At 70.2% G+C, this 20,791-nt stretch carries 18 protein-coding genes; 11 read left to right on the top strand and 7 right to left on the bottom strand.

The window, feature by feature from the left end; genetic code table 11:
- Positions 1-98 precede the first annotated feature (98 nt).
- Complete coding sequence (locus tag AB0M47_RS26940; protein WP_253763200.1) at positions 99-302, bottom strand: cold-shock protein; 204 nt, start codon at positions 300-302, stop codon at positions 99-101.
- 115 nt (positions 303-417) lie between these two features.
- Between AB0M47_RS26940 and AB0M47_RS26935 the strand changes: the two genes are divergently transcribed.
- Positions 418-1,143 (top strand): 50S ribosomal protein L11 methyltransferase, encoded by a 726-nt coding sequence (locus AB0M47_RS26935; protein ID WP_363418898.1) that lies wholly within the window; start codon positions 418-420, stop codon positions 1,141-1,143.
- A 206-nt stretch (positions 1,144-1,349) separates the two neighbouring features.
- Here AB0M47_RS26935 and AB0M47_RS26930 read toward each other — a convergent pair whose 3' ends face one another.
- The 4 genes from AB0M47_RS26930 to AB0M47_RS26915 form a co-directional block, all read right to left on the bottom strand.
- Positions 1,350-2,366 (bottom strand): hypothetical protein, encoded by a 1,017-nt coding sequence (locus tag AB0M47_RS26930; RefSeq protein WP_363418896.1) that lies wholly within the window; start codon positions 2,364-2,366, stop codon positions 1,350-1,352.
- 75 nt (positions 2,367-2,441) lie between these two features.
- The gene (locus AB0M47_RS26925) at positions 2,442-3,086 is read right to left on the bottom strand and encodes a response regulator transcription factor (RefSeq protein ID WP_363418894.1); all 645 of its coding nucleotides are present in this window, start codon (positions 3,084-3,086) and stop codon (positions 2,442-2,444) included.
- On the bottom strand, positions 3,068-4,198 hold the full coding sequence (locus AB0M47_RS26920) for a histidine kinase (protein ID WP_363418892.1): 1,131 nt from the start codon (positions 4,196-4,198) through the stop codon (positions 3,068-3,070). Before AB0M47_RS26920 ends, AB0M47_RS26925 begins: the two co-directional genes overlap by 19 nt.
- Positions 4,199-4,207: 9 nt before the next feature.
- Complete coding sequence (locus tag AB0M47_RS26915) at positions 4,208-4,795, bottom strand: hypothetical protein (protein WP_363418890.1); 588 nt, start codon at positions 4,793-4,795, stop codon at positions 4,208-4,210.
- A gap of 119 nt (positions 4,796-4,914) precedes the next feature.
- Between AB0M47_RS26915 and AB0M47_RS26910 the strand changes: the two genes are divergently transcribed.
- Genes AB0M47_RS26910 through AB0M47_RS26900 form a run of 3 tightly spaced genes read left to right on the top strand, consistent with a single transcriptional unit; the run spans position 4,915 to position 7,200 of the window.
- Complete coding sequence (locus AB0M47_RS26910) at positions 4,915-5,385, top strand: ASCH domain-containing protein (RefSeq protein ID WP_363418888.1); 471 nt, start codon at positions 4,915-4,917, stop codon at positions 5,383-5,385.
- 39 nt (positions 5,386-5,424) lie between these two features.
- On the top strand, positions 5,425-6,144 hold the full coding sequence (locus AB0M47_RS26905; RefSeq protein WP_363418886.1) for a GNAT family N-acetyltransferase: 720 nt from the start codon (positions 5,425-5,427) through the stop codon (positions 6,142-6,144).
- A gap of 6 nt (positions 6,145-6,150) precedes the next feature.
- Positions 6,151-7,200 carry a DUF4236 domain-containing protein gene (locus AB0M47_RS26900; protein ID WP_363418884.1) on the top strand — a complete coding sequence of 350 codons (1,050 nt, stop codon included), beginning with the start codon at positions 6,151-6,153 and terminating at the stop codon, positions 7,198-7,200.
- A 19-nt stretch (positions 7,201-7,219) separates the two neighbouring features.
- On the opposite strand, the gene AB0M47_RS26895 is transcribed toward AB0M47_RS26900, so the two are convergent.
- Positions 7,220-8,044 (bottom strand): class II glutamine amidotransferase, encoded by an 825-nt coding sequence (locus tag AB0M47_RS26895; RefSeq protein WP_363418882.1) that lies wholly within the window; start codon positions 8,042-8,044, stop codon positions 7,220-7,222.
- Positions 8,045-8,106: 62 nt separating this feature from the next.
- Positions 8,107-8,919, bottom strand: a complete 813-nt coding sequence (locus AB0M47_RS26890; protein ID WP_363418880.1) for a phosphotransferase — start codon at positions 8,917-8,919, stop codon at positions 8,107-8,109.
- A 108-nt stretch (positions 8,920-9,027) separates the two neighbouring features.
- Here AB0M47_RS26890 and AB0M47_RS26885 point away from each other — a divergent pair, with 108 nt between their 5' ends.
- From AB0M47_RS26885 to AB0M47_RS26855, 7 genes are all read left to right on the top strand, one after another.
- The gene (locus AB0M47_RS26885) at positions 9,028-10,200 is read left to right on the top strand and encodes a Gfo/Idh/MocA family oxidoreductase (RefSeq protein ID WP_363418878.1); all 1,173 of its coding nucleotides are present in this window, start codon (positions 9,028-9,030) and stop codon (positions 10,198-10,200) included.
- Positions 10,193-11,236 carry a Gfo/Idh/MocA family oxidoreductase gene (locus tag AB0M47_RS26880; protein ID WP_363418876.1) on the top strand — a complete coding sequence of 348 codons (1,044 nt, stop codon included), beginning with the start codon at positions 10,193-10,195 and terminating at the stop codon, positions 11,234-11,236. Before AB0M47_RS26885 ends, AB0M47_RS26880 begins: the two co-directional genes overlap by 8 nt.
- 45 nt (positions 11,237-11,281) lie before the next feature.
- The gene (locus AB0M47_RS26875; protein ID WP_363418874.1) at positions 11,282-15,538 is read left to right on the top strand and encodes a glycoside hydrolase family 38 C-terminal domain-containing protein; all 4,257 of its coding nucleotides are present in this window, start codon (positions 11,282-11,284) and stop codon (positions 15,536-15,538) included.
- Positions 15,539-15,589: 51 nt separating this feature from the next.
- Entirely contained in the window at positions 15,590-17,344 is a 1,755-nt protein-coding gene (locus AB0M47_RS26870; RefSeq protein ID WP_363418872.1) for a hypothetical protein, read from the top strand.
- Positions 17,345-17,508: 164 nt separating this feature from the next.
- The gene (locus tag AB0M47_RS26865) at positions 17,509-18,807 is read left to right on the top strand and encodes an extracellular solute-binding protein (RefSeq protein ID WP_363418870.1); all 1,299 of its coding nucleotides are present in this window, start codon (positions 17,509-17,511) and stop codon (positions 18,805-18,807) included.
- A 70-nt stretch (positions 18,808-18,877) separates the two neighbouring features.
- Entirely contained in the window at positions 18,878-19,834 is a 957-nt protein-coding gene (locus tag AB0M47_RS26860; protein ID WP_363418868.1) for a sugar ABC transporter permease, read from the top strand.
- A complete protein-coding gene (locus tag AB0M47_RS26855; RefSeq protein ID WP_363418866.1) occupies positions 19,834-20,685 on the top strand; it encodes a carbohydrate ABC transporter permease in 852 nt (283 codons plus the stop codon). The genes AB0M47_RS26860 and AB0M47_RS26855 overlap by 1 nt, the downstream gene beginning before the upstream one ends.
- Positions 20,686-20,791: the final 106 nt, after the last annotated feature.

Here is a 20,791-nt window from a genome sequence, read left to right as displayed (position 1 = left end):
GCGGCCGGCACCGGGTGCGTGCGTTCGGCCGGCCCCGCCCCCGCGAGGCTCGCCAATGGCCGGGGGGGCGGCCTCGCCCGCCCCCGCGACGATCTATGCTAAATGGCGGTGACGTTGTCCGCCTGCGGGCCCTTCTGTCCTTGCTTGACCTCGAACTGGACCTTCTGGCCCTCGTCGAGCTGCCGGTAGCCACTGCTGGCAATGGCTGAGTAGTGAACGAAAACGTCAGGGCCGCCGTCGTCCTGCTGGATGAAGCCGAACCCCTTGTCGGCGTTGAACCACTTCACGGTTCCCGTTGCCATGTGCCGTCTCCCATTCGGGTGCGGATTCAGACCTGCGAAAGAGAACGAAGGCCGTATCACTTTGACCAGTCCGCACCCGTCCACCGTAGCCCCACATCGAGTCGAAGGGGGCATCGTGTCCGACATAATCATCCCAGTTGAGATCCAGAGCCCGGCCACCGCACGGCAATTCCTCAGCGGAATGGTCGCCGACGCCTCGGCCGAGGACCCCACCGGAGACCAGCTCGTCTACACCCCGGTGGCGCTGGTCCCGGAGATCAGCCTCTACCTGGCCGTCGACGCCATCCTGTTCTGGGCGCGGCTGGAGGCGGCGGCGAAGATGCCGCTGCCGGCACCGTTCTGGGCGTCTGCCTGGGCCGGCGGGCAGGCCGTCGCCCGCTACCTCCTCGACCACCCCGAGGCGGTCCGCGGCAAGTCGGTCCTGGACATCGGCTCCGGCTCCGGGCTGGCCGCCATCGCCGCCGCCCGCGCCGGCGCTCATGTCGTGGCCAACGACATCGATCCGCTCGCCGTGGCGTCGATCAGCGTCAACGCCGAGGCCAACGCCACCGAGGTGACGCCGCACCTGGGCGACATGCTGGGCGGGACCGGGTACGAGGCCGACATCGTCCTGGTCGGCGACGCGTTCTACAACGAGGAGATCGCCGCGGCCCTGCTGCCGTACCTCCGGCGGGTGCTGGCCGCCGGCGGCCGGGTCCTCATCGGCGACCCCGGCCGCGGCTACCGGCCTGAGCAGGGCATGGACCTGCTGGCGACCTATCGCCACCCGGACATCGGCACCTTCGGCGACGCCTATCTCGACGAGGTCCAGGTCTTCGAACTCCGCCCCGACCTGGCCTAGACAGCCCCACCGCCGGCTCCGGCCGCCATGCCGGCTCCGGCCTACGCGGGCTCTGGCAGCTACGTGGGCTCTGGCAGCTACGCGGGCGGATCAGGGATCTGGGTCGAATCACGGTCCAAGATTCGACCCAGATCCGTGATCCGGCGCGCAAGGCCGAAGCGGGGACGGCGCCCGAGGAACCGCGGCGGACGGTGCGGAAGAGCGGGTCAGTCGCGGGCGCAGGTGGGGCATTGGCCGCGCCGGCGCAGGTGGTAGCCGATGGCGGCGAGCACCAGCGCGACGCCCCACGGCGGCCAGAACAAGACGGGGGAGACCTCGCGCACGGCGTCCGCGCCCTGGAAGACGAACACGCCGGGGGTCGCCACGAAGGCCATGATGCCGACGGCAGCGGCCGGGATGGTGGCCAGCTTGATCGGTACGCGCTTGCCGGCCAACCCGATCATCCAGCGCGGGAAGCGTTCGCCCCAGGGCCGGATCAGTCCTACGGTGAGGATCGCGCCGATGGTGGCCGCCGCGCCCAGGCCCAACCCGACCCAGTACGCCCCGTTGCTCTTCAACTCCGGGATGTCGGACGAGTCGACCCCGCCCAGTCCGACGTTGAAGATCCAGGCGAAGCGGAACAGGGCGTACACCATGGGGGTGGCGGCGGCGACGTAGACGGCCCAGCGGCCCCACCGGGTCGCGGCGGCGCGGCTGGTGAAGCGCCCGGCCCCGCCGCACTCCACACAGGCGTTCCGGGTGAGCCGCTGCCAGCGCAGCAGCGTACGCGCCAACAGCAGGCCGGCGACCACGCAGAGCACCTCGTTGAGCAGCGCCCAATTGAACACATCGGATGGATCGAACTTGCTCCACACGCCGAACGGCGTACCGATGATCAGAATCGGGGCGTATCCGGCGACCATGAGCAGCCGGGCGTCGGTCATCACGACGATGAGCCCGGCGACCGCCGTCCAGCCGCCGACGAGGACCGCCGTGCGGGCCACCCCCGTCAGGCGTACCACTGGCTGTGCGTCGAGGGCGAAGGCGGTGACCGCCACGCCGAGCAGGACCACCGCGAAGATCGGCGCGGCGATCCGCGGGTCGGCGGCCCGCAGCAGGTGGGTGGCGTTGTGACCGTCGCCGGCGCCGAACGGGAAGCCGGCGCCGGTGACCGCCCAGCCCAGGGCGAGCAGCGCGTAGAGCGAGAGGTAGACGGTGGCCGGCCGGTCTTTGAAGATCGTCATGCGTCCACCGTCGTCGAACGCCGGGGCCAGGGGTTCCCTCGCGCGAGGGAGCTCGACCGGCCCGGCCGGGGGAGATCAGCCGCCGGGCGTGACGAACCCCGACTCGTACGCGGCGATCACGGCCTGCGTGCGGTCCCGCGCACCGAGCTTGGCCAGCAGATTCGCCACGTGGGTCTTGACCGTCTCCACGCTGACGACCAGCCGTGCCGCGACCTCCGCATTGGACAGTCCACTCGCGATCAACCGCAGGATCTCCGCCTCGCGCTCGGTGAGCTGAGCGGGCAGCGGCTTCGGCCGGGCGTGACCGGCGATCATCGCGCGCAGCGCCGCCGGGAACACCAGCGATTCGCCCGCCGCCGCGACCCGGATCGCCTCCAGCACCTCGGCCGGGCGGGACCGTTTGAGCAGGAAGCCGCTCGCCCCGGCGCGCAGCGCGGCATAGACGTAGTCGTCGTTCTCGAAGGTGGTGATGACGATGATCTTCGGCGGTCGAGCCGACACCGCGAGCAGCCGCTCGGTCGCCGAGATCCCGTCGACCAGCGGCATCCGCACGTCGATGAGCAGCACGTCCGGCCGGTGCCGGGCGACGAGGTCGGGCACGTCGGCGCCGTCCGCGCCGGTCCCGACCACGGTCATGTCCGGCGCGGCGCCGATGATGGCCGCCAGCCCCACCCGGATCAGCTCGTCGTCGTCCACCAGCGCTACGCGTACGGCAGCCACGCCGTCACCCGCCATCTCGCCCCCTCGATCGGTCCCGCCTCGATCCGCCCGCCCAGCAACGCGACCCGCTCGCGCAGGCCGGACAGGCCGCGGCCGCCGCCGGAGCGCGGGATCCGCGGGCCGCCGCCGAGCGCGTTGGTGATCTCGACGGTCACGGTCCGATCGCCCACCACCACGATCACCTGCGGGTACGCGTCGTCCGCGTGCCGGGCGGCGTTCGTGAGTCCCTCCTGGACGATCCGGTACGCCTCCCGGCGTACGACGCCGGGCAGCCGCCCGAGATCCCCGGTGATCTTCGCATGGGCGGCGAGGCCGGCAATGTCGCCGCTCGGGGCGTCCTCGCGCAGCCGATCGCGACGCAGCAGGCCGAGCACGTGATCCAGATCGGCGGCCGCCTCCCGGCTGCGTTCCTCGATGGCGGCCAGCGCCCGCTCGGCGAAATCCGGATCGGTACGCAGCAGTTCCCGGGCCGCCCCGGCCTGCACGACCGCCACCGTCAGCGCGTGCCCCACCGAGTCGTGCAACTCCCGGGCGAGCCGATTGTGTTCGAGCAGGAGTTCCTGCCGCTCCTCCAGCGCCCGGATCCGTTCCACGGCGGACGGGCCCAGCAGCACCGGCGCCATCAACCTCCCCAGCGCCCCCAGCCCGGCGACCGCGTACGCCGCGACGGTGACCTCGGCGGCGGTGATCGCCAAGCCGACCGCGGCGTTGTAGGACACCGCCAGTACCGGTCCGGCCGGTAGCACGATGACGAGCCCAGCGCCCAGCACGGCACCGCCGCCGACGTGCAGGAAGTACCACAACGCCGCCCGCAGCCGGGTCTGCGGATCGAGCCGGGCGTCCGGCAGCGGATCGGGCAGGTCGACGTCGAGCAGCGTACGCGCGGCGGCGATCTGCAACCCGCGAGTCGCCGGGAGCAGCGCCGGGGTCAGCCCGATGGCGGCCCCGACGACGATCAGCGACAGTGCGACCGCCGCCCCGTTGGTCCGCCACACTTGAGCGAGCGCCCAGCCGAGCACGGCGTACGGGGTCGCGATGACGCTGCCGAGCAGCAGGTAGACGCCGCGACGGCCGACCGTGCGCAACGGGTCGAGCAGGCGGCGCCAGGACATCGAACCAGCCTAACCGGCAGCCGACCCGGCCCGGCGTCGCCGCCAGTACGCCACCGTCAGCGCACCGAGCAGCGGACCCCACAACACCAGCGGCAGGTACATCGCGATGGCGAGAACGCCTTTCCAGTGATGCATGGTCAACGGGTCGGGGACGGTCATCGGCCGGCCGGTGATGGTTCGCGAGAACGGCACCGTCACGAGCGCCGCCGTCCAGATCACGGTGAGCAAGGCGGCCCCGGCGGCGGCCGGAACGATCGCGGCGAGCGGCGGCACGGGGCGACCCCGCAAGCCGGGAAGCCACTTCGGGAAGACCTCGCCCCACTGCGCGACGAGCCCGACCGCGGCGAACGCCACGGCCTCCGAGAAGATCGACAGCAGCACGACGTAGACGCTGGTCGGCATACCGAGCGTCCGGTCGTCGCCGGCGAGGACGGCCGGACCGCCGTAGACGATCGGCAGCTGCAACGTCCAGCCGGAGATGCGCCACAGACTCGATGGGACGACGGTCAACGGGACGATCACGGCGGCGGTCCGGGCCCAACGCGGCACCCCGGCGACGGGCGTATGGGCGGCGGCCCACGCGGTGCGAATGGTCATGCGGCCAGCCTCGCGGCGCAGCGCGGAAGCGAGATCCCTCGCGAGAGGGAAGATCGCTCACCGCTTCGAGGGATCACCTGTGTCCTGCCGCGTAAACTCACGCACGACTGGAGGTGCCGGTGAGGCAGTTGAGCGAGGTCCAATGGTCATACTGGCAGGCCTATCTCGAGACTCTCCCGCCGGAGAGCCGGCCGGCCGATCCCTTCGTCGAAGCGGCCTTCGCCGGACCGAGGGAGTCGACTGACGAGCTGCTCGACTTGTACCTGACGGGGCGGAAGACCGCCGGTAGCAGCATCAAGGAGGACTTCGTCGCGGCTGGCGATCCGTTGCCAGAGGTCGGCAATTTCTGGATCCTGCTGAACAGCCGAGACGAGCCGGGCTGCCTCCTGCGGACCGAGAAGATCGCGGTGCACAAGTTCTATGACGTTCCGCCCGAGGTCGCCTTGGCCGAAGGTGAGGGAGACCTGTCGCTGGACCATTGGCGACGAGTGCATCAAGCGATATACGAGCCGCATCTCGCGGAGTGGGGGCTGGCATCGATCGCGGATGCGACCGTCGTCACGGAGTACTACACGTTGGTGTTCACATAGCCCCGTCTTCCCCAGGCTGCGAGTTACGGTCGATTCCTCATGGTCCATCCGCTTGACGACGTCGTACGCTCAGCGCTGACCGGCCCGCACGCGCACCTGGCGCAGCGGTGCGGCCGCATCCTGCGGTATCCACCCGATGTCCTGCGGTTCATTGCGATCCCTGATCCAGCCACCGCGGGGGACTGGGCGGATGTCGCCACGCTGGTCGGACCCGAACAGGCCCCGGTCGCGGGCGTAGTCGTGCTGCCGCCCGTCGGTTGGAAGGTGACCGGCGTCGGGCCTGGGCTGCAGCTCGTGACCGACCGCGACCATCCACGGAGGCCGAATACGGCGCACGGGGCCCGTGCGGGCGACGACGTGCTGACCCTCGGCCCAGCCGATCTGCCCGAGATCGTGGAGTTCGTCGCGCGTCACCGCAATGGCCGCGCCTTCCTGCCTCGGACCTTGGAATTGGGGGTCTACCTCGGCATCCGGCGCGGAGGCGTACTGGTGGCGATGGCGGGTGAACGGCTGCGTCCGGTGGGCTGGACCGAGGTCAGCGCGGTCTGCACCGATCCGGGCCACCGTCGGCAGGGCTTGGCTGCTCGGCTGCTCGACGTCCTGGTGTCCGGCATCCACGAGCGCGGCGAGAACGCCTTCCTGCACGTCGCGGCGGACAACGTCGCCGCGCTCGGCCTCTATGAGCAGTTCGGCTTCCGGCTACGGCGCCCGATCACGATGGCGGCCGTGCACATCCCTGGTGACCGTGATCTAGGCTGACGGGCCGTGGGCTTTCGGATACGCAAGACCTTCCAGGTTCTGCCGGGCGTACGGCTGACGGTGTCCAAGAGCGGCATCGGCTACTCGGTCGGCGTACGCGGGGCGCGGTTGACCAGGACGGCCCGGGGCCAGGTCATCGGCACCATCGGGATTCCCGGCACCGGGATGTCGTACGTCAAGACGCTGCGCGGATCGTCGAAGTCCCGCAAGAACGCCGTCCCGGCTCAGCGCTCCGCTCCGGCCCAGCGCACTGCCCCGGCCGAAGTCGAAGCGCCCGAGGTGGACGGCGTACCCGCGCCGCCGGAGCCCGCGCTGTTCGCGCCCCGGGCGGAGAAGAAGCTCTATCGGGCGCTGATCAGCGATCCGAATCCGGCCGAGATTCCGCGCATCGGTGCGGCGTACCCGGAGTGGGCGCCGCTGTGCGACACCCTCGACGGGCTGCTCGCGTACCGGGACGAGGACTTCGAGCGGGCCGAGGACGCGCTGGCGGCGGCGTTCGATTCCGGGCGGGACGCGGCCCGGCATCCGTTCATCCGCCGGTACGCGCCGTACGCGAGCGTCGAACTCGAACTCGCGCCCGGCGTCGAGGTGATGCTGCCGATCAGCCGCGAGGCGGTCGGGCTGACCTTGGCCGAGTTGTACCAGTACAGCGACCGGCTGGGGTTGGCGATCGAGACCGTCGAGCAGTTGGAGCCGACGTTCTCGGCTGCCGTCTCGCTCGCCGAGTTGTACAGCGAGGCCGGCCACCATGACGAGGTCGTCGACATGACGAACGGGCTGGCGGCCGAGAGCGACGCGCACGCGCTGCTCCTGGTGCTGCGCGGCCGGGCTTTGCGAGAGCTGGACTACCTCGAGGCCGCGCGGGAGGCCCTCAAGCAGGTCGTGAACAAGCGCACGATCGACGTCGAGATCCGGCTTCGGGCGTTGCTGGAGCGCGCCAACACCTACCTCGCCGAGAACAAGCCTGGGTACGCGCGCAAGGACCTCGAACGCATCCTGGCCGAGGACGCCGGCTATCCCGGTCTGGCGGAAGCGCTCAAGGAACTGAACGCCTGAACCCGTTCCGGCACGCGGATCAGGTACGCGGCCGGAAGACGCCCATCCGGTCGACGCCTTCCTGGATGACGCCGTAGGAGTTCTCCGGCACCGCGTTCCACGTCCCGACGAGCGTGCCGAAGGGTTCGGAGACGATCAGCCGCGACTCGTCGGAGACTTGCTGTAGCCACGAGTGCTCGGGGTAGAGGTCGCGCAGCGCGCGTACGTCGGTGCTGAAGAAGAGCGACCGCGAGTGCCGGGCCGTCGAGTACCGGAACGCCCAGAGGCGTTCGCCGTCGGAGGTCGCGATGGTCATCTGCAGCACGTCCGGTACGCCGTGCGCGGCGGCGACGTCCTCGACGAACCCGGCCATCCGGGCGACCGCGCCAGGTGTGTCGTCGGCGAGCCCGAACGTCAACGCCAGGTAGAACATCAGCTCGGAGTCGGTCGAGCCCTCGATCGACGGATACAGCTCGGGGTCGACGGCGAGGACGAGGTCTCGTTTCAGCTTTCCGAACTGGGCGATCGACCCGTTGTGCATCCACATCCACCGGCCGTGGCGGAACGGGTGGCAGTTGCTCTCCTGGACCGGCGTACCGGTGGAGGCGCGGATGTGGGCGAGGAAGATCTGCGACTCGATGTGGGTGGCGAGATTGCGCAGGTTCCGGTTGTTCCAGGCCGGGTCGACGCTGTGGAACACGGTCGGCTCGCGGCCGACGTACCAGCCGATGCCGAAACCGTCCCCGTTGGTCGTCTCGACTCCCAGCTTCGAGTGCAGACTCTGGTCGATCAGCGAATGGGTGGGCTTGTAGATCAGCTCCTCCAGCCGGATCGGCGAGCCGTAGTAGGCGAGCCAGCGACACATGCCACCACGATGATCGGTGCCTGTCGGCGGAGGCTTCACCCGGTGCGGGTGATCCGGGCTCGTCAGGGTCGGCTGAACAGCTCGTCGATCGCGCGACGGGCGTTGCGGAGATAGTCGTCGCGACCGGATTCCAGACCGTACGCGAGATCCTCCAAGGCGGTGCACCGGGCGTAGAACACGGCCCGTTCGCGGGTCTGCTCATCCAGGCCCGGGTGCAGCACGTCGAGGGTGTGCACGCCGAGGTCGCGGGCCAGCCGGCCCAGGTCGGCGGCGGGATCGGCGACGGCGCAGTCGGACCAGTCGATGATTCCCGTGATCGTCGCCCCCTCCACGAGGACGTGCTCGACTCCCAGGTCGTTGTGGGCGAAGACCAGCCGTTCGGCGGGCTCCGGCGGATCGTCGGCGAGGAAGCCCGCGGTCAGGCGGCGTACGCCGTCGGGCAGGTGCTCGGCCAGGTCCCGGGTCTCGGCCAGCCAGGCGGCCGGGGGCGTGTCGTCCACCCCGGTCAGGTCGCCGAGGCGCTCGGCGGGCGCGGTCTGCAACCGGGCGAGGAAGGCGCCGAGCACGGCCGCATGCCCGTCGCGCTCGGTCTGGGCCAGCAGCGGTCGGCCGGGGATCCAGCGGTACACGAGCAGCCCGTGTTCGGGCCGGATCAACACCGGCTCGGGGACGGGCAGCTGGGCGTACTCGGGTAGGACCGCGAGGATGGCCGCCTCCCGGCGCACGTCGGCGGCGGCGTCAGGGCCGGCGGCCACCCGGGCCACCAGGTCGTCGTTCACGGCGTACGCGTGATGGTCGAGTCCGCTGCCCAGCGGCGTGACGGAGCGGACCGCGAGCTCGGCCGGCAGCAGAGCGCGCACGTCTTCGGGGATCACGATCCCGAGGATAAACGGCCGAGGCAGGCGGTTCCGGTCCACAGAAAGCCCCGCTAAGATCCGCTGAAAGCGCTTTCCAAGCCGAGGCGCTGCCGAGACTCTTCAGGAGTGACATTGGGTCGCGACCGCACCCCGCCGTCCGTGGTACTCGTCGGTGCGCACGGGCACGGCCGGGGCCACCTCGAACATCTCGCCGCGCGGACGGCGGACGGCCGGGTCCGGCTCGCCGGCGTGGCCGACGTACGCCCGCTCGACGAGCAGCAGCAGGCGCTCGCGGGCGACAGCGTCTTCGACACCGACGCCGCCCGGGTGATCGCCGAGGTGCGCCCGGCGATCGTGGTGATCTCGACGCCGATGCACACGCACTCCAGCCTCGCCCGGTTGGCCTTCGAGGCCGGGGCGCACGTGTTGCTGGAGAAGCCGCCGACGCCGACGATGGCCGAGTTCGACGCCCTGCTCGCCGCGCAGCAGGCCGCCGGGGTGGCCTGTCAGATCGGCTTCCAGGCGTTCGGCTCCGGGGCGTACGCCGAGCTGGCGAACCTGGTGTCGACCGGGGCCCTCGGCGAGGTACGCCGGATCGGGCTCACCGGCGCGTGGACCCGGGCCGCGTCCTACTACGCCCGGGCCGCCTGGGCCGGACGCCGGTCGCTGGACGGCGTACCGGTGATGGACGGAGCGCTGACCAATCCGTTCGCTCACGGAGTGGCGATGGCATTGCGCCTCGACGGCTCAGGTGGGGCGGAGCCGGTCAGCCGGGTCGAGGTCGACACGTATCGGGCGTATCCCATCGAAGCCGATGACACGGCCAGTGTGCGGATCACGACCGCGCGCGGCACGACTGTCACCGCGGCGGTCACGCTGTGCGCCGAGACGTCCCGCGAGCCGATCGTCGAGGTCGTCGGCAGCGCCGGCAAAGCCGAGCTGTGGTACACGGAGGACCGGCTGCGAACGGCCGGCGGCGAGCGCCGGTTCGACCGGGTGGACCTGCTGGACAACCTGCTCGACCATCTCGCCGACGGCGTGCCGCTGGTCGCGCCGTTGGCCGAGACGAGGTCGTTCATGCAGGTCGTCGAGGCGATCCGGGTCGGTCCGGCGGCCACCGAGATCGAGGCGCGGTTCCAGCGGCAAGACGGCGACCGGCGCATCGTTCCAGGCGTCGACGACGTGGTACGCCAAGCGGTCGACGCCGGAGCGCTCTTCAGCGAGCTGCCGGTCGCCTGGGCCACCGGCAAACCGTTCCGCTGGACCGAAAGCGGGAGCGAAGGGGCGAACGATGAGTGAGCCCGTGCGGTTCGCGGTGATCGGGGTCGAGCACGGTCACGCTCTCGGCCTGACGTCCGGTCTGCTCGCGGCGGGCGCCGAGTGCGTCGGCTTCCACTCTCGGCCGGACGAAGGCGACGGCGCGGTCGTCCGCAATTTCGCGGCGACGTTCCCGGACGTCCCTGCGGTCGACGACGCGCGGCGGCTGCTCGACGATCCCTCGATCGCCCTGGTCGTGACGGCCGACGTGCCCGATCGGCGGGCCGCCGTGGCGGTCGCGGCGATGCACTCCGGCAAGGACGTGCTCGCGGCGAAGCCGGGCTGCGTGAGCTTGCCGGAGCTGGCCGCGATCCGGCAGGCGGTCGCCGACACCGGCCGGTTCTGGTCGGTCAGCTTCTCCGAACGCTTCCACGTCAAAGCCGTGGTACGCGCGTCGCAGCTGGTCGCCGAGGGCCGCATCGGGCAGGTCGTGCAGACCGTCGGCCTGGGCCCGCACCGGCTGGACGCGCACACCCGGCCGGACTGGTTCTTCGACCCGCGCCGGGGCGGCGGCATCCTGACCGACATCGCCGCTCACCAGGTCGACCAGTTCCTGCACTTCACCGGTTCGACGCAGGTCGAGATCGGGGCGAGCACGGTCGCCAACCACGCCAACCCGGACCGGCCGAGCTTCGCCGACTTCGGCGAACTGTTGCTGCGCGGCGACCGTGGACACGGATACGCCCGCGTCGACTGGTACACCCCGGGCGGGCTGCCGGTGTGGGGCGACGGCCGGCTGACCGTGCTGGGCACCGGCGGCTACCTGGAGATCCGTAAGAACCTCGACCTCGGGGGCGCCCCCGGTGGCGACCATCTGTTCGTCGTCGACGGCGACCACGTCGAGCGGATCGACTGCTCCGACGTCGACTTGCCGTTCTATCCCGACCTGCTGCGGGACGTCGCCGAACGGACCGAGCGGGCGATGACCCAGGCCCACGCCTTCCTCACGACCGAGCTGGCGATCCAGGCCGACCTGCAGGCGACCCACGCCGGCACGCTGACCGGCTACCTCGCCTGACCTGACCACCTGAGCACCACAGCACCACAGCAAAATGGAGTGAAGATGCGCATCGAGTCGGTCCACAGCACCGAGTTGTTCGCCGGGCCGGCTTCCTCGCCGCGGCAGATCGTCCGGGTCGCCCTGAGCGGCCTGACCCGCCCGGTACGCCTGGAGGTGCACGGCCCGACCGTCACCACCCCCGAATCGGTGCTGATCACCGGCACGGGAGAGACGACCGCCGAGGTGGGCGTACACGTGGCGGCGCCGGCGACTCCGGGTTCGGTGCACCGGGTGACGGTGAGCGCCGACGACGGCGAGCAGCGCCTGACCTTCGACGGGCAGGTCGTCGCGGCCGAGACCGGCTGGACGATGTGGATGGTGTCGCACTTCCACTACGACCCCGTGTGGTGGAACACCCAGGCCGGCTTCACCGAGGTCTGGCACAAGCTGCCCGACCTGCCGTGGGTGCCCAAGCTGCGCCCGCCGTTCGTGCGTACGGCGTTCGACCTGGTGCGTGCGCACGTCGACGCGGCGCGGCATGATCCCGACTACAAGTTCGTGCTCGCGGAGGTCGACTACCTCAAGCCGTACTGGGACGTGTTCCCGGGCGAACGTGAGCAGCTGCGGCAGTTCCTGCGGGACGAACGCGTGGAACTCGTCGGCGGCACCTACAACGAGCCCAACACGAACCTGACCCATCCCGAGTCGACCATCCGCAACGCGGTCTACGGCGTCGGCTACCAACGCGACGTGCTCGGCGGCGATCCGCGTACCGCCTGGATGCTCGATGTCTTCGGGCATGACCCGGCGTTCCCCGGCCTGATGGCCGACGCGGGTCTGGACTCCAGCTCGTGGGCACGCGGTCCGTTCCACATGGTCGGGGCGAAGCGGCACACCGGCGACATCACCCGTATGCAGTTCCCCAGCGAGTTCGAGTGGGTGTCGCCGGACGGGCGTGGGCTGCTGACGAGTTACATGGCCAACCACTACGTCGCCGGCTGGGACGTGGAGCGCAAGGAGACCCTCGAAGAGGCGATGGCCGAGGCCTACGCCCAGTTCAGCGAGCTGAAGAAGGTCGCGGCCACGCCCAACGTGATGCTGCCGGTCGGGCACGACCACAACGTGCCGTCGCGCTGGTGCACCGAGGTGCACCGGGAATGGGCGGCCCGCTACGTCTGGCCGCGCTTCCGTGTGGGCCTGCCCCGCGAGTTCTTCGGGGCGGTCCGGGCCGCGCTGTCCGGTGGCGACCCGAGCCTCGCACCGATGCCATCGCTGCCGACGGCGCCCACGACACCGCAGCGGCTGCTGAGCCCGCAGACCCGGGACATGAACCCGGTCTACACCGGCAAAGACGTGTCCTACATCGACACCAAGCAGGCGCAGCGGGCCGCCGAGATCGCGGTGCTCGACGCGGAGCGGCTCGCCACGCTGGGCTCGCTGCTCGGCGAGGCGTACCCGAGTGAGGCGCTGGACAAGGCTTGGCGACTGCTCATGTACGGCGCCCACCACGACGCCGTCACCGGCACCGAGTCCGACCAGGTCTACCTCGACCTGCTCGCGGGCTGGCGGGAGGCCTACGAGCTGGGTGCGGGGGCGCGCGACGCGGCGATCCTCGGGCTCGCGGGCCACGCCGACACCACCGGCCCGGGGCGGCCGATCCTCGCGGTCAACTCGCTCTCGTGGGCTCGCGATGGCATCACGACGGTACGCGTGAAGCAGACCGAGCCGGGGCCGGCCGGTGTCGAGCTGCGCGACGATACGGGAGCCGTGGTTCCGGCGCTGGCCGAGGGAGTACTGCGGCACCCGGACGGCAGCCTCGCCGAGCTGACCCTGACCTTCCTGGCCACCGGGGTGCCGTCACTCGGGTTCCGGGTCTACCACCTGGTCCCGGCCGACACGCTGCCCGGCGGCTGGACGGAGCGGCCGGACGAGGTCGCGGCGGAGAACGAGGCGTTCCGGATCGAAGCCGATCCCGCCCGGGGCGGTGCGCTGCGCCGGATCCTCGACCGGCGTACCGGCCGCGACCTGGTCCGCCCGGACGGCCTCGGCGGGGAGCTGTATCTGCAGGAGGAATACGACAAGCACCCGGTGTGGGGCGAAGGCCCCTGGCACCTGCTGCCGAAGGGCCCCGGCGTCGGCGCGGGCGCTCGACCGGCGACCGTGTCGATGCAGGAGTCGCCGATCGGGCAGCGGATCGTGGCCACGTTCGACCTGGCCGGTCTGCGGATCACCCAGGAGGCGACGCTGTGGACCGGCGTCGACCGAGTCGACTTCCGTACGCACGCCGACGGCTCGATCGGCTCCGATCATCTGCTGCGTGCCCGTTTCGAGCTGGATGTTCCGGGGGCGCTGCCGGTGAGTGAGGTCGGCTTCGCCGCGATCGGGCGCTCGTTCGGCTTCCCGAATTCGGACGCGGCCGAGCATCTTTACACACTGGACAATCCCGCCCACAACTGGGCCGGACTGTCGGCGACTGCCCGGATCGCGCTGCGGCAGGAGGACGGAAGCGTTGCCGCGCACGCGATCGGCGTCGCCGAGGTGATCGCCGATCCGGGTCAGGACGGCGTACGCGCGCTGCTGGACCGGCTCGTCGCGTGCGGGGTGACCGCCACGCTGACCCCGCCCCACGGGCCTCGCTACGGCGCGCTCGACGGCGACTCGAACCTGCCGGACATCCGCATCGTGCTCAGCGCCGAGTACGCCGCTCAGGTGCTGGAACCGGCGTACCGGGAGGCGCTGGACCGGACGGGCCGCGTGTTCGTGCCCGCCGAGCGCAGTCGCCGGGACACCTGGGTTCCCGGCGCCGACCTGCGGGGCGTACGCGATCTGCCCCTATTGGTGCTCGGCGACGTCGACTCGGTGATCGCCGACCTCGACGACGCGACCGTCGAGGTGACCGTCCCGGCCGGGCTGCCCAGCACGGGCGAACCCGTCGACGACTACTCGGTGGCCGTCGTCAACCGAGGCACACCCGGCTTCGTCGTGGAGAGCGACGGCTCGTTCTACCTGTCGCTGATGCGCTCGTGCAGCTCATGGCCCAGCGGCGTGTGGATCGACGGACCGGCGCGGCACACCCCGGACGGCTCGGGTTTCCAGCTCCAGCACTGGACGCACACCTTCGAATACAGCCTCCTGGCTGGGGCGGGGGACTGGCGGCAGGCCGGCTTCGTCGCCGCCGGGCAGGAGGTCAACCATCGGGTGGTCGCCCGGGACGTCCCGGCCGGACCGGGTCCGCTGCCGACGACGGCCAGCCTCGGCTCGGTGGAACCCCCGCAGGTCGTGCTCACCGCGCTCAAGCCGGCGGGCAACCCGATGGCGGCCGGCCGATCTGGCGACCTCGACCCGGCGGCCGGGGTCACCGTGCGGCTCTACGAATCGACGGGCCGGCCCGCGACCGCGCGCGTACGCCTGCACGGCGGGTTGCGGGACGCCACCGCCGCCACGGTGCTCGAAGACATCGGCCACAGTGGCTCGACAGTGGAATCCGATGGCGACGGTGTGACCCTCCCGATCGGACCGGCGCAGATCGTCACCCTTGGCGTGCAAGCGAATCCGCGTACGTCGGCGTCGACGCGGCAGGCCGAGCCGGCGCAGCCGGTGTTCACTCGATACTGGCTGCATAACAAGGGACCGGCCCCCGCCGGGTATCTGCCGGTCGCAGTGCATGTGCATCCGTCGGTGCTGCCCCTGGCCGGGCCGGACGCCGAGGACGTCGTCCGGGTCACCGTGGCGACGGCGGCGGACCCGGCCTCCGGTGTGGTGGAACTGGTGGTGCCGGACGGCGTGACGGCGACCCCGGCCGGGCCGCTGAAATACGACCTGGCGCCGGGCGAGCACGCCGAGTTCGAGATCCGGCTGCGGGCGTACGCCGACGGCACCCGGTTCGTCGCCGCCCGCATCCGGGACGACCTCGGCCAGCTCCTCGAAGACGTAGTGGCGGTCACCGTCGGAGCCCCGCCGATCGACGACCCGCTTCAGGTGGAGGTGACCTCCGGCGCGCTGGAGCTGGCACCCGGCGGCGAAGGCCGGCTGACCGTCCGGCTCGCCAACTCCGCGGCGAGCGAGATCCGTGGCGAGGCGCTGCTGCTCAGCCCGTTCGGGACGTGGGACGCGCTGCCGGGCGATCTCGCGGCCGGGCCGTGGGCGCAGGGCTTCGCCGTTCCGGCCGGGGCGATCGAGGAACTGGCGTACGCCGTCCGTGCGCCCGGCGACGCCCGGCCCGGTGCGCAGTGGTGGGCGGCGGTCAAGGTGGGCGCGTTCGGCCGGGTCTTCTACACCGCGACGGTCCCCGTCACGGTGGTCGATCCGGGGCGGGCGTGAGCCCCAGCGTCCCGCGTTTCTCCGGAGTAACACGAGGTAGGGTGGCCCCCCATGATCGACACCCCGTTTGTCACCCAGGTACACGCCGGCCTGATCGAGCAGGTCCGGTCGATCGCAGCGGAGGCCCGCGCCGGCGGCTGGACCGGGCTGCAGCACCGTAGGCTCGCGGAGCGGCTCAAGGTGCTGGTCGCGGCCTGGCGGCTCGGTCTGGACACCGGGCTGACGGCCGAGGAGCTGTTCGGGCACGCCGTCACGCTGACGGCTGCCCTGCACCGGCTCCAAGGGCCGAGTGGGCTGTTCACCGGCGGTGACAATGTGGACTCGCCACCCGATTCGGCGTTCAGCGTCAACGACCTGGCCGACATCGCGTTGATGCTGCGGCTGGACGGCACTCCGCTCGCTGCGGCGGCCCCGGAGGCGGAGCGCGAGGTGGCGGGCGCGCTGGAGACGATGCTGACCGCGATCACCCCGGCGTTGATCACCGGGGGCGTGCACACCCCGAACCATCGCTGGGAGTTGTCGGCGGCCCTGGCCCGGCTGCACCGGCTGTGGCCGCTGACCACCCTCGCCGCCCGGGTGGAACAGTGGCTGGCCGAAGGCGTCGACATCGACGACTCCGGCCTGTACAGCGAGCGCAGCGCCAACTACGCCGCCCACGTGTCGAACCCGTCGCTGCTGGTCATCGGCGAGGTGTTCGGCCGTCCCGAGCTGATCGACGCGGTCGAGCGCAACCTCGACGCGACCCTGGACCTCCTGCTGCCGGACGGCTCGGTCGAGACGATCCTTTCGCGGCGGCAGGACCAACGTTTCCCGATGCGGCTTTCGGCGTACCTGTTGCCGTTGCGCGAGATCGCGCGGATCCGCAAGCGGCCCGATCTGGCGTGGGCCGCGCAGCTGGCCCTGACCCAGGGCCTGCCGTCGCCCGGTGACGCGGGGACCCTGCTGGTGCTGAACCCCGACATCGCGCTGGAGCTGCCGCCGGCTGAAGCGCCGGCTCGGCAACGCCGGGGAGTGTTCCCGGCGGCCGGGCTGGTCGTCGACCATCGCCCAGCGGTCACGAGCGTGGTCTTCGGCGGCTCGGACCATCCGCGGCAGCAGCGGATCCGATCCGGGCTGGCCAACTCGCCGACCTTCCTGCGCCTGTACGCCGGCGCCGCCGTGCTGGACAGTGTGCGGCTGTCGCGGACGTTCTTCGGCCTCGGGCCGTTCCGTGCCGACGGCCTGACGCTCGACGGCGACACGGTGACGCTGGCGGAGACGGTGAGTGCCGCCTACTACCAGCCGCTGGATCCGGCCGATCGCGACCCGCGTGGCGAGTACGCGCTGGTGGACGACGGGCGGTTCAGCGCGGCGATGGACTTCGGCCGCCGAGTACGCGACGAAGTGGGCCTGGACAGCGTGGTGAAGATCGATCTGGCCGAGGATGGCGTAGAGCTGACGCTCGATCTGTCCGGTGCGGTCGTGGATTGGGCGCTGGAGTTCGCGTTCCGGCCTGGCGGATCGATGACCGGCGTGCGGGCGCTGCGCGAGAACGTGTGGCAGCTCGATGCCTCGGCCGGTATGCGGGCCGAATACCGGGTCGGCGATGACGTGATCGCGATCGATCTGAGCGAGGCGTCGGACGGCGCCGGGGAGGCCTTGGCGGCAGCGCACGCGGCTCCGTCCTACGAACCCGGCGAAGAGTACCGATTCCTGGGCGGAACGGACGCAGCGTCGGGGGAGCTGCTCTACGTTTCCGGCCGGGTTCCGGCGGGTGTCCGGCTGAAAATCTGCGTCGCTAACAGGTCACAGTTGCCGCAGGTTTAGCTCGAAGCAATCTCAAAACTCGCAGGTCAGCGGCGTTCCTAGCACGGGATGGCCCGCGCATATGTCAGGAGAAAGTAAAGAGAGTATGTCCTGACTATTGACCTGGAAAGCGCTTGCCGATTAGCGTCCGACGCCATCACGGCGATTACTTTCGAGGAGACCGCATGACGACTTCCCAGGCTGCCCCGAGCCGGCTTACCCGCCGGGGCTTTCTCTCGGTGGGTGCCGCGGCAGCCCTGAGCCTGACGGCGCTCAGCGCCTGTAGCTCCGACGACGGCGACGGTTCTGGCACCAAGAAGATCACCTTCTGGCTGTCCACCTCGGCGCAGCTCGACGGCTACACCAACCTGGCCAAGGAGTTCGAGGCCAAGGAGGGCGTCACGGTCGAGATCGTGAACGTCCCCTACGACGGCTACCAGGACAAGCTGCGGCAGTCCGCGCAGGCCAACTCCCTGCCGGATGTCGCCAGCGTCCCGTCGCTGGACCCGATCTGGATCAACCAGCTCCAGGACCTGAGCGCGACGGCGAACAACGAGGCGAACAAGATCCGCAAGGACATCCTCACGGTGCAGGACGGCAAGACCCTCTGCATCCCGTCGGACATCACCGCGGCCGGTCTGTTCATCAACAAGACCCTGTTCGCCAAGGCCGGGGTCGAGTTCCCCACCGACCCGAACAAGACCTGGACCTGGGACGAGTTCCTCGCCGCGACGGCCAAGGTCCGCGACGCGGCGAAGGCCAAGTACTCCCTGGTCTACGACAACTCGCCCGCCCGGATCCGGGCCTTCATCTACAACAACGGCGGCAAGGGCTTCCAGCTCGGCTCCGACGGCAAGTACGCCACCCCGGACGACGCCACCATCCAGGCGCTGACCAAGTTCGCCGCGCTCAACGACGACAAGGTCATGCCGAAGTCGGTGTGGACCTCCGGCGCCGACCCGAACGCGCTGTTCAAGAGCGGCCAGGTCGTCGCGTACTTCTCCGGGGTCTGGCAGGTCGCCGACTTCGCCGAGGGCATCACCAACTTCGAGTGGGCCAGCGCCCCGACGCCGGGCCCGGTGCACGCCACCGACATCAACCTCGGCGGCAAGGTCGTCGCGTTCAACAACGGCGACCGCGCCTCGGCGGCCAAGAAGTGGGTCGACTTCATGTTCCAGCGGGACAACTACGCCAAGCTGGCGCAGTCCAACGGCTACCTGTCCGTCGAGGCCGGCCTGGACCTGAAGTACCCGTTCACCAAGCAGTCGGCGCTCGACGCGTTCGCTCTTTACAACAAGGAGATCGAACTGGCCGACCCGATCTCGTCCTCGGGCCAGGCGGCCGGCACGACGCTCGTCCTGCAGGGCAAGGCGATCCAGACCGATCCCACCAAGACCGAGATGGCCAAGTTCATCAACGGCCAGCAGGACGTCCAGAAGACCGTCACGAACATCGTGAACGGGCTCAACGAGCAGATCGGCTGACGCCACACCGCGACGCCCGCCGGCATCGGCCGATGCCGGCGGGCCCACCCGTCGGAAAGGGACAGGATTCATGGTGGACAGCATTCGCCCGACGGCGTCGGAGCCGAGTCCCGAGGTGCGCCGGGGGCCGGAGCCGGTGCGGCCCCGGCAGCGGAACGGGCGCCGCAAGCGGTACACCGGAGCGCCGCTGGTGCTCATCTCGATCAACCTGCTCCTGTTCGTCACGTTCTTCGTCTGGCCCGCGATCACCGGCCTGATGTACTCGTTCACCAGCTACACCGGCGTCGGCCCGGCTCCCTGGGTGGGGCTGGACAACTACCAGCGGCTGCTGCAGGACGACGCCTTCTACGCCGCGCTGATCCGCACCCTCGTCTACACCGCCGGCGTCGTGCCACTGACGATCGTGCTGTCGCTGGGCACCGCGGTCTTGCTGACCAGCCCGTACGCCAAAGGCAAGACGATCGCCCGGATCGTGTTCTTCCTGCCCTGGCTCATCTCGCCGATCATCGCGGGCGTCATCTGGCGCTGGCTGTTCGGCGAGAACTTCGGCCTGGTGAACTACCTGATCACCTCGCTGGGCGGCAGCGAGGTGGCGTGGCAGTCCAACGGGAACCTGTCGCTGATCGTCGTCATCATCGCCGCGGCCTGGGGCGGCACCGCGTTCAACATGCTGCTGTTCGTCGCGGCGCTGAAGAACGTGCCGACGGCGTACTACGAGGCGGCGTCGCTCGACGGAGCCGGCTCGTGGGCGAAGTTCCGCCGGATCACGTTGCCCGCCATCGCGCCGACGACGTTCATCGTGGTGCTGCTGAGCATCCTGCACTCCATGAAGGAGTACGCGCTGATCAAGGCGATCAACGACGGCGGGCCGGGCAGCACCAACAACCTGCTCGTCCAGTACATCTACACGAAGGGCTTCGAGCGCGCCCAGATCGGCTACGCCAGCGCCGCCTCCTTCGTCCTGATGCTGATCCTCATGATCGTCGCGATCATCCAGCTGGTGATGAACCGCCGGAAGGAGTCCTGATGGCTGCGCGGGCCAAGCGTCCGGCCGCGCCGGGCGAGCTGACCAAGAAGTTCTGGGCGACCGCCGTCATGTGGCTGCTGGTCGCCGTGTACGGCGTACCGGTGTTGTGGTTCCTGCTCAGCTCGTTCAAGCCGGCGGGGGAGCTGTTCTCGTATCCGCTGACGGTGTTCTCCAAGCACCCGACGGTCAAGGGCTACACTCAGGCCTGGACCAGCTTCGACTTCGCCCAGTACTTCCTCAACACGCTGATCGTGGCGGTCGCGGCCACCGCCCTGACCATCGTGGCCAGTGCGATGTGCGGCTACGCGTTGGCCAAGTACAACAACTGGTGGATCAGAGCCTTCACGGTCTGCATCCTGGCCACCACGATGCTGCCCGGCGAGGTCATCCTGTCGCCGCTGTTCCTCGTCGTCCGCGACCTGGGCATGTACAACAGCATCGCGGCGGTCGTGGTGCCGTCGGTCATCACGGCGACCGGCACGTTCATGTTCCGGCAGTTCTTCCTCAGTGTCCCCAACGACCTGCTGGAGGCGGCCCGCATCGACGGCTCGGGCGAACTGTCGACGTTCCTGCGGATCATGCTGCCGCTGTCCCGGCCGATCATCATGACCCTGGCGGTGTTCTCGTTCCAGTGGCGGTGGAACGACTACATCTGGCCGCTCATCGTGCTCAACGACCCGAACAAGTTCACCCTCCAGATCGGAGTGGCGAGCATCGTCGGCGCGGAGAACGTCAACTGGTCGGTCCTGCTGGGAGCGTCCGTGCTCTCGATGGTCCCGCTCGTGGTGATCTACCTGGTCTTCCAGAAGTACGTCATGAACGCCGACATCAACGCGGGCCTCAAGGACTGATCTCGCGCTGGGCGTCGCCCAGGCTGCGCGGGCTTTGTTCGGACAAAGTTATTGTGAGAATGTCAGGACAAATCTTGACGGCAGGGTCGGCCCGCCGGAAAGATGT

The sequence above is a fragment of the Hamadaea sp. NPDC051192 genome, from assembly GCF_040682475.1.
GTDB classification, from domain to species: Bacteria; Actinomycetota; Actinomycetes; order Mycobacteriales; family Micromonosporaceae; genus Hamadaea; species Hamadaea flava.
The sequence above is the reverse complement of the archived record's forward strand: the minus strand, read 5'-3'. Positions and strand labels throughout refer to the sequence as shown.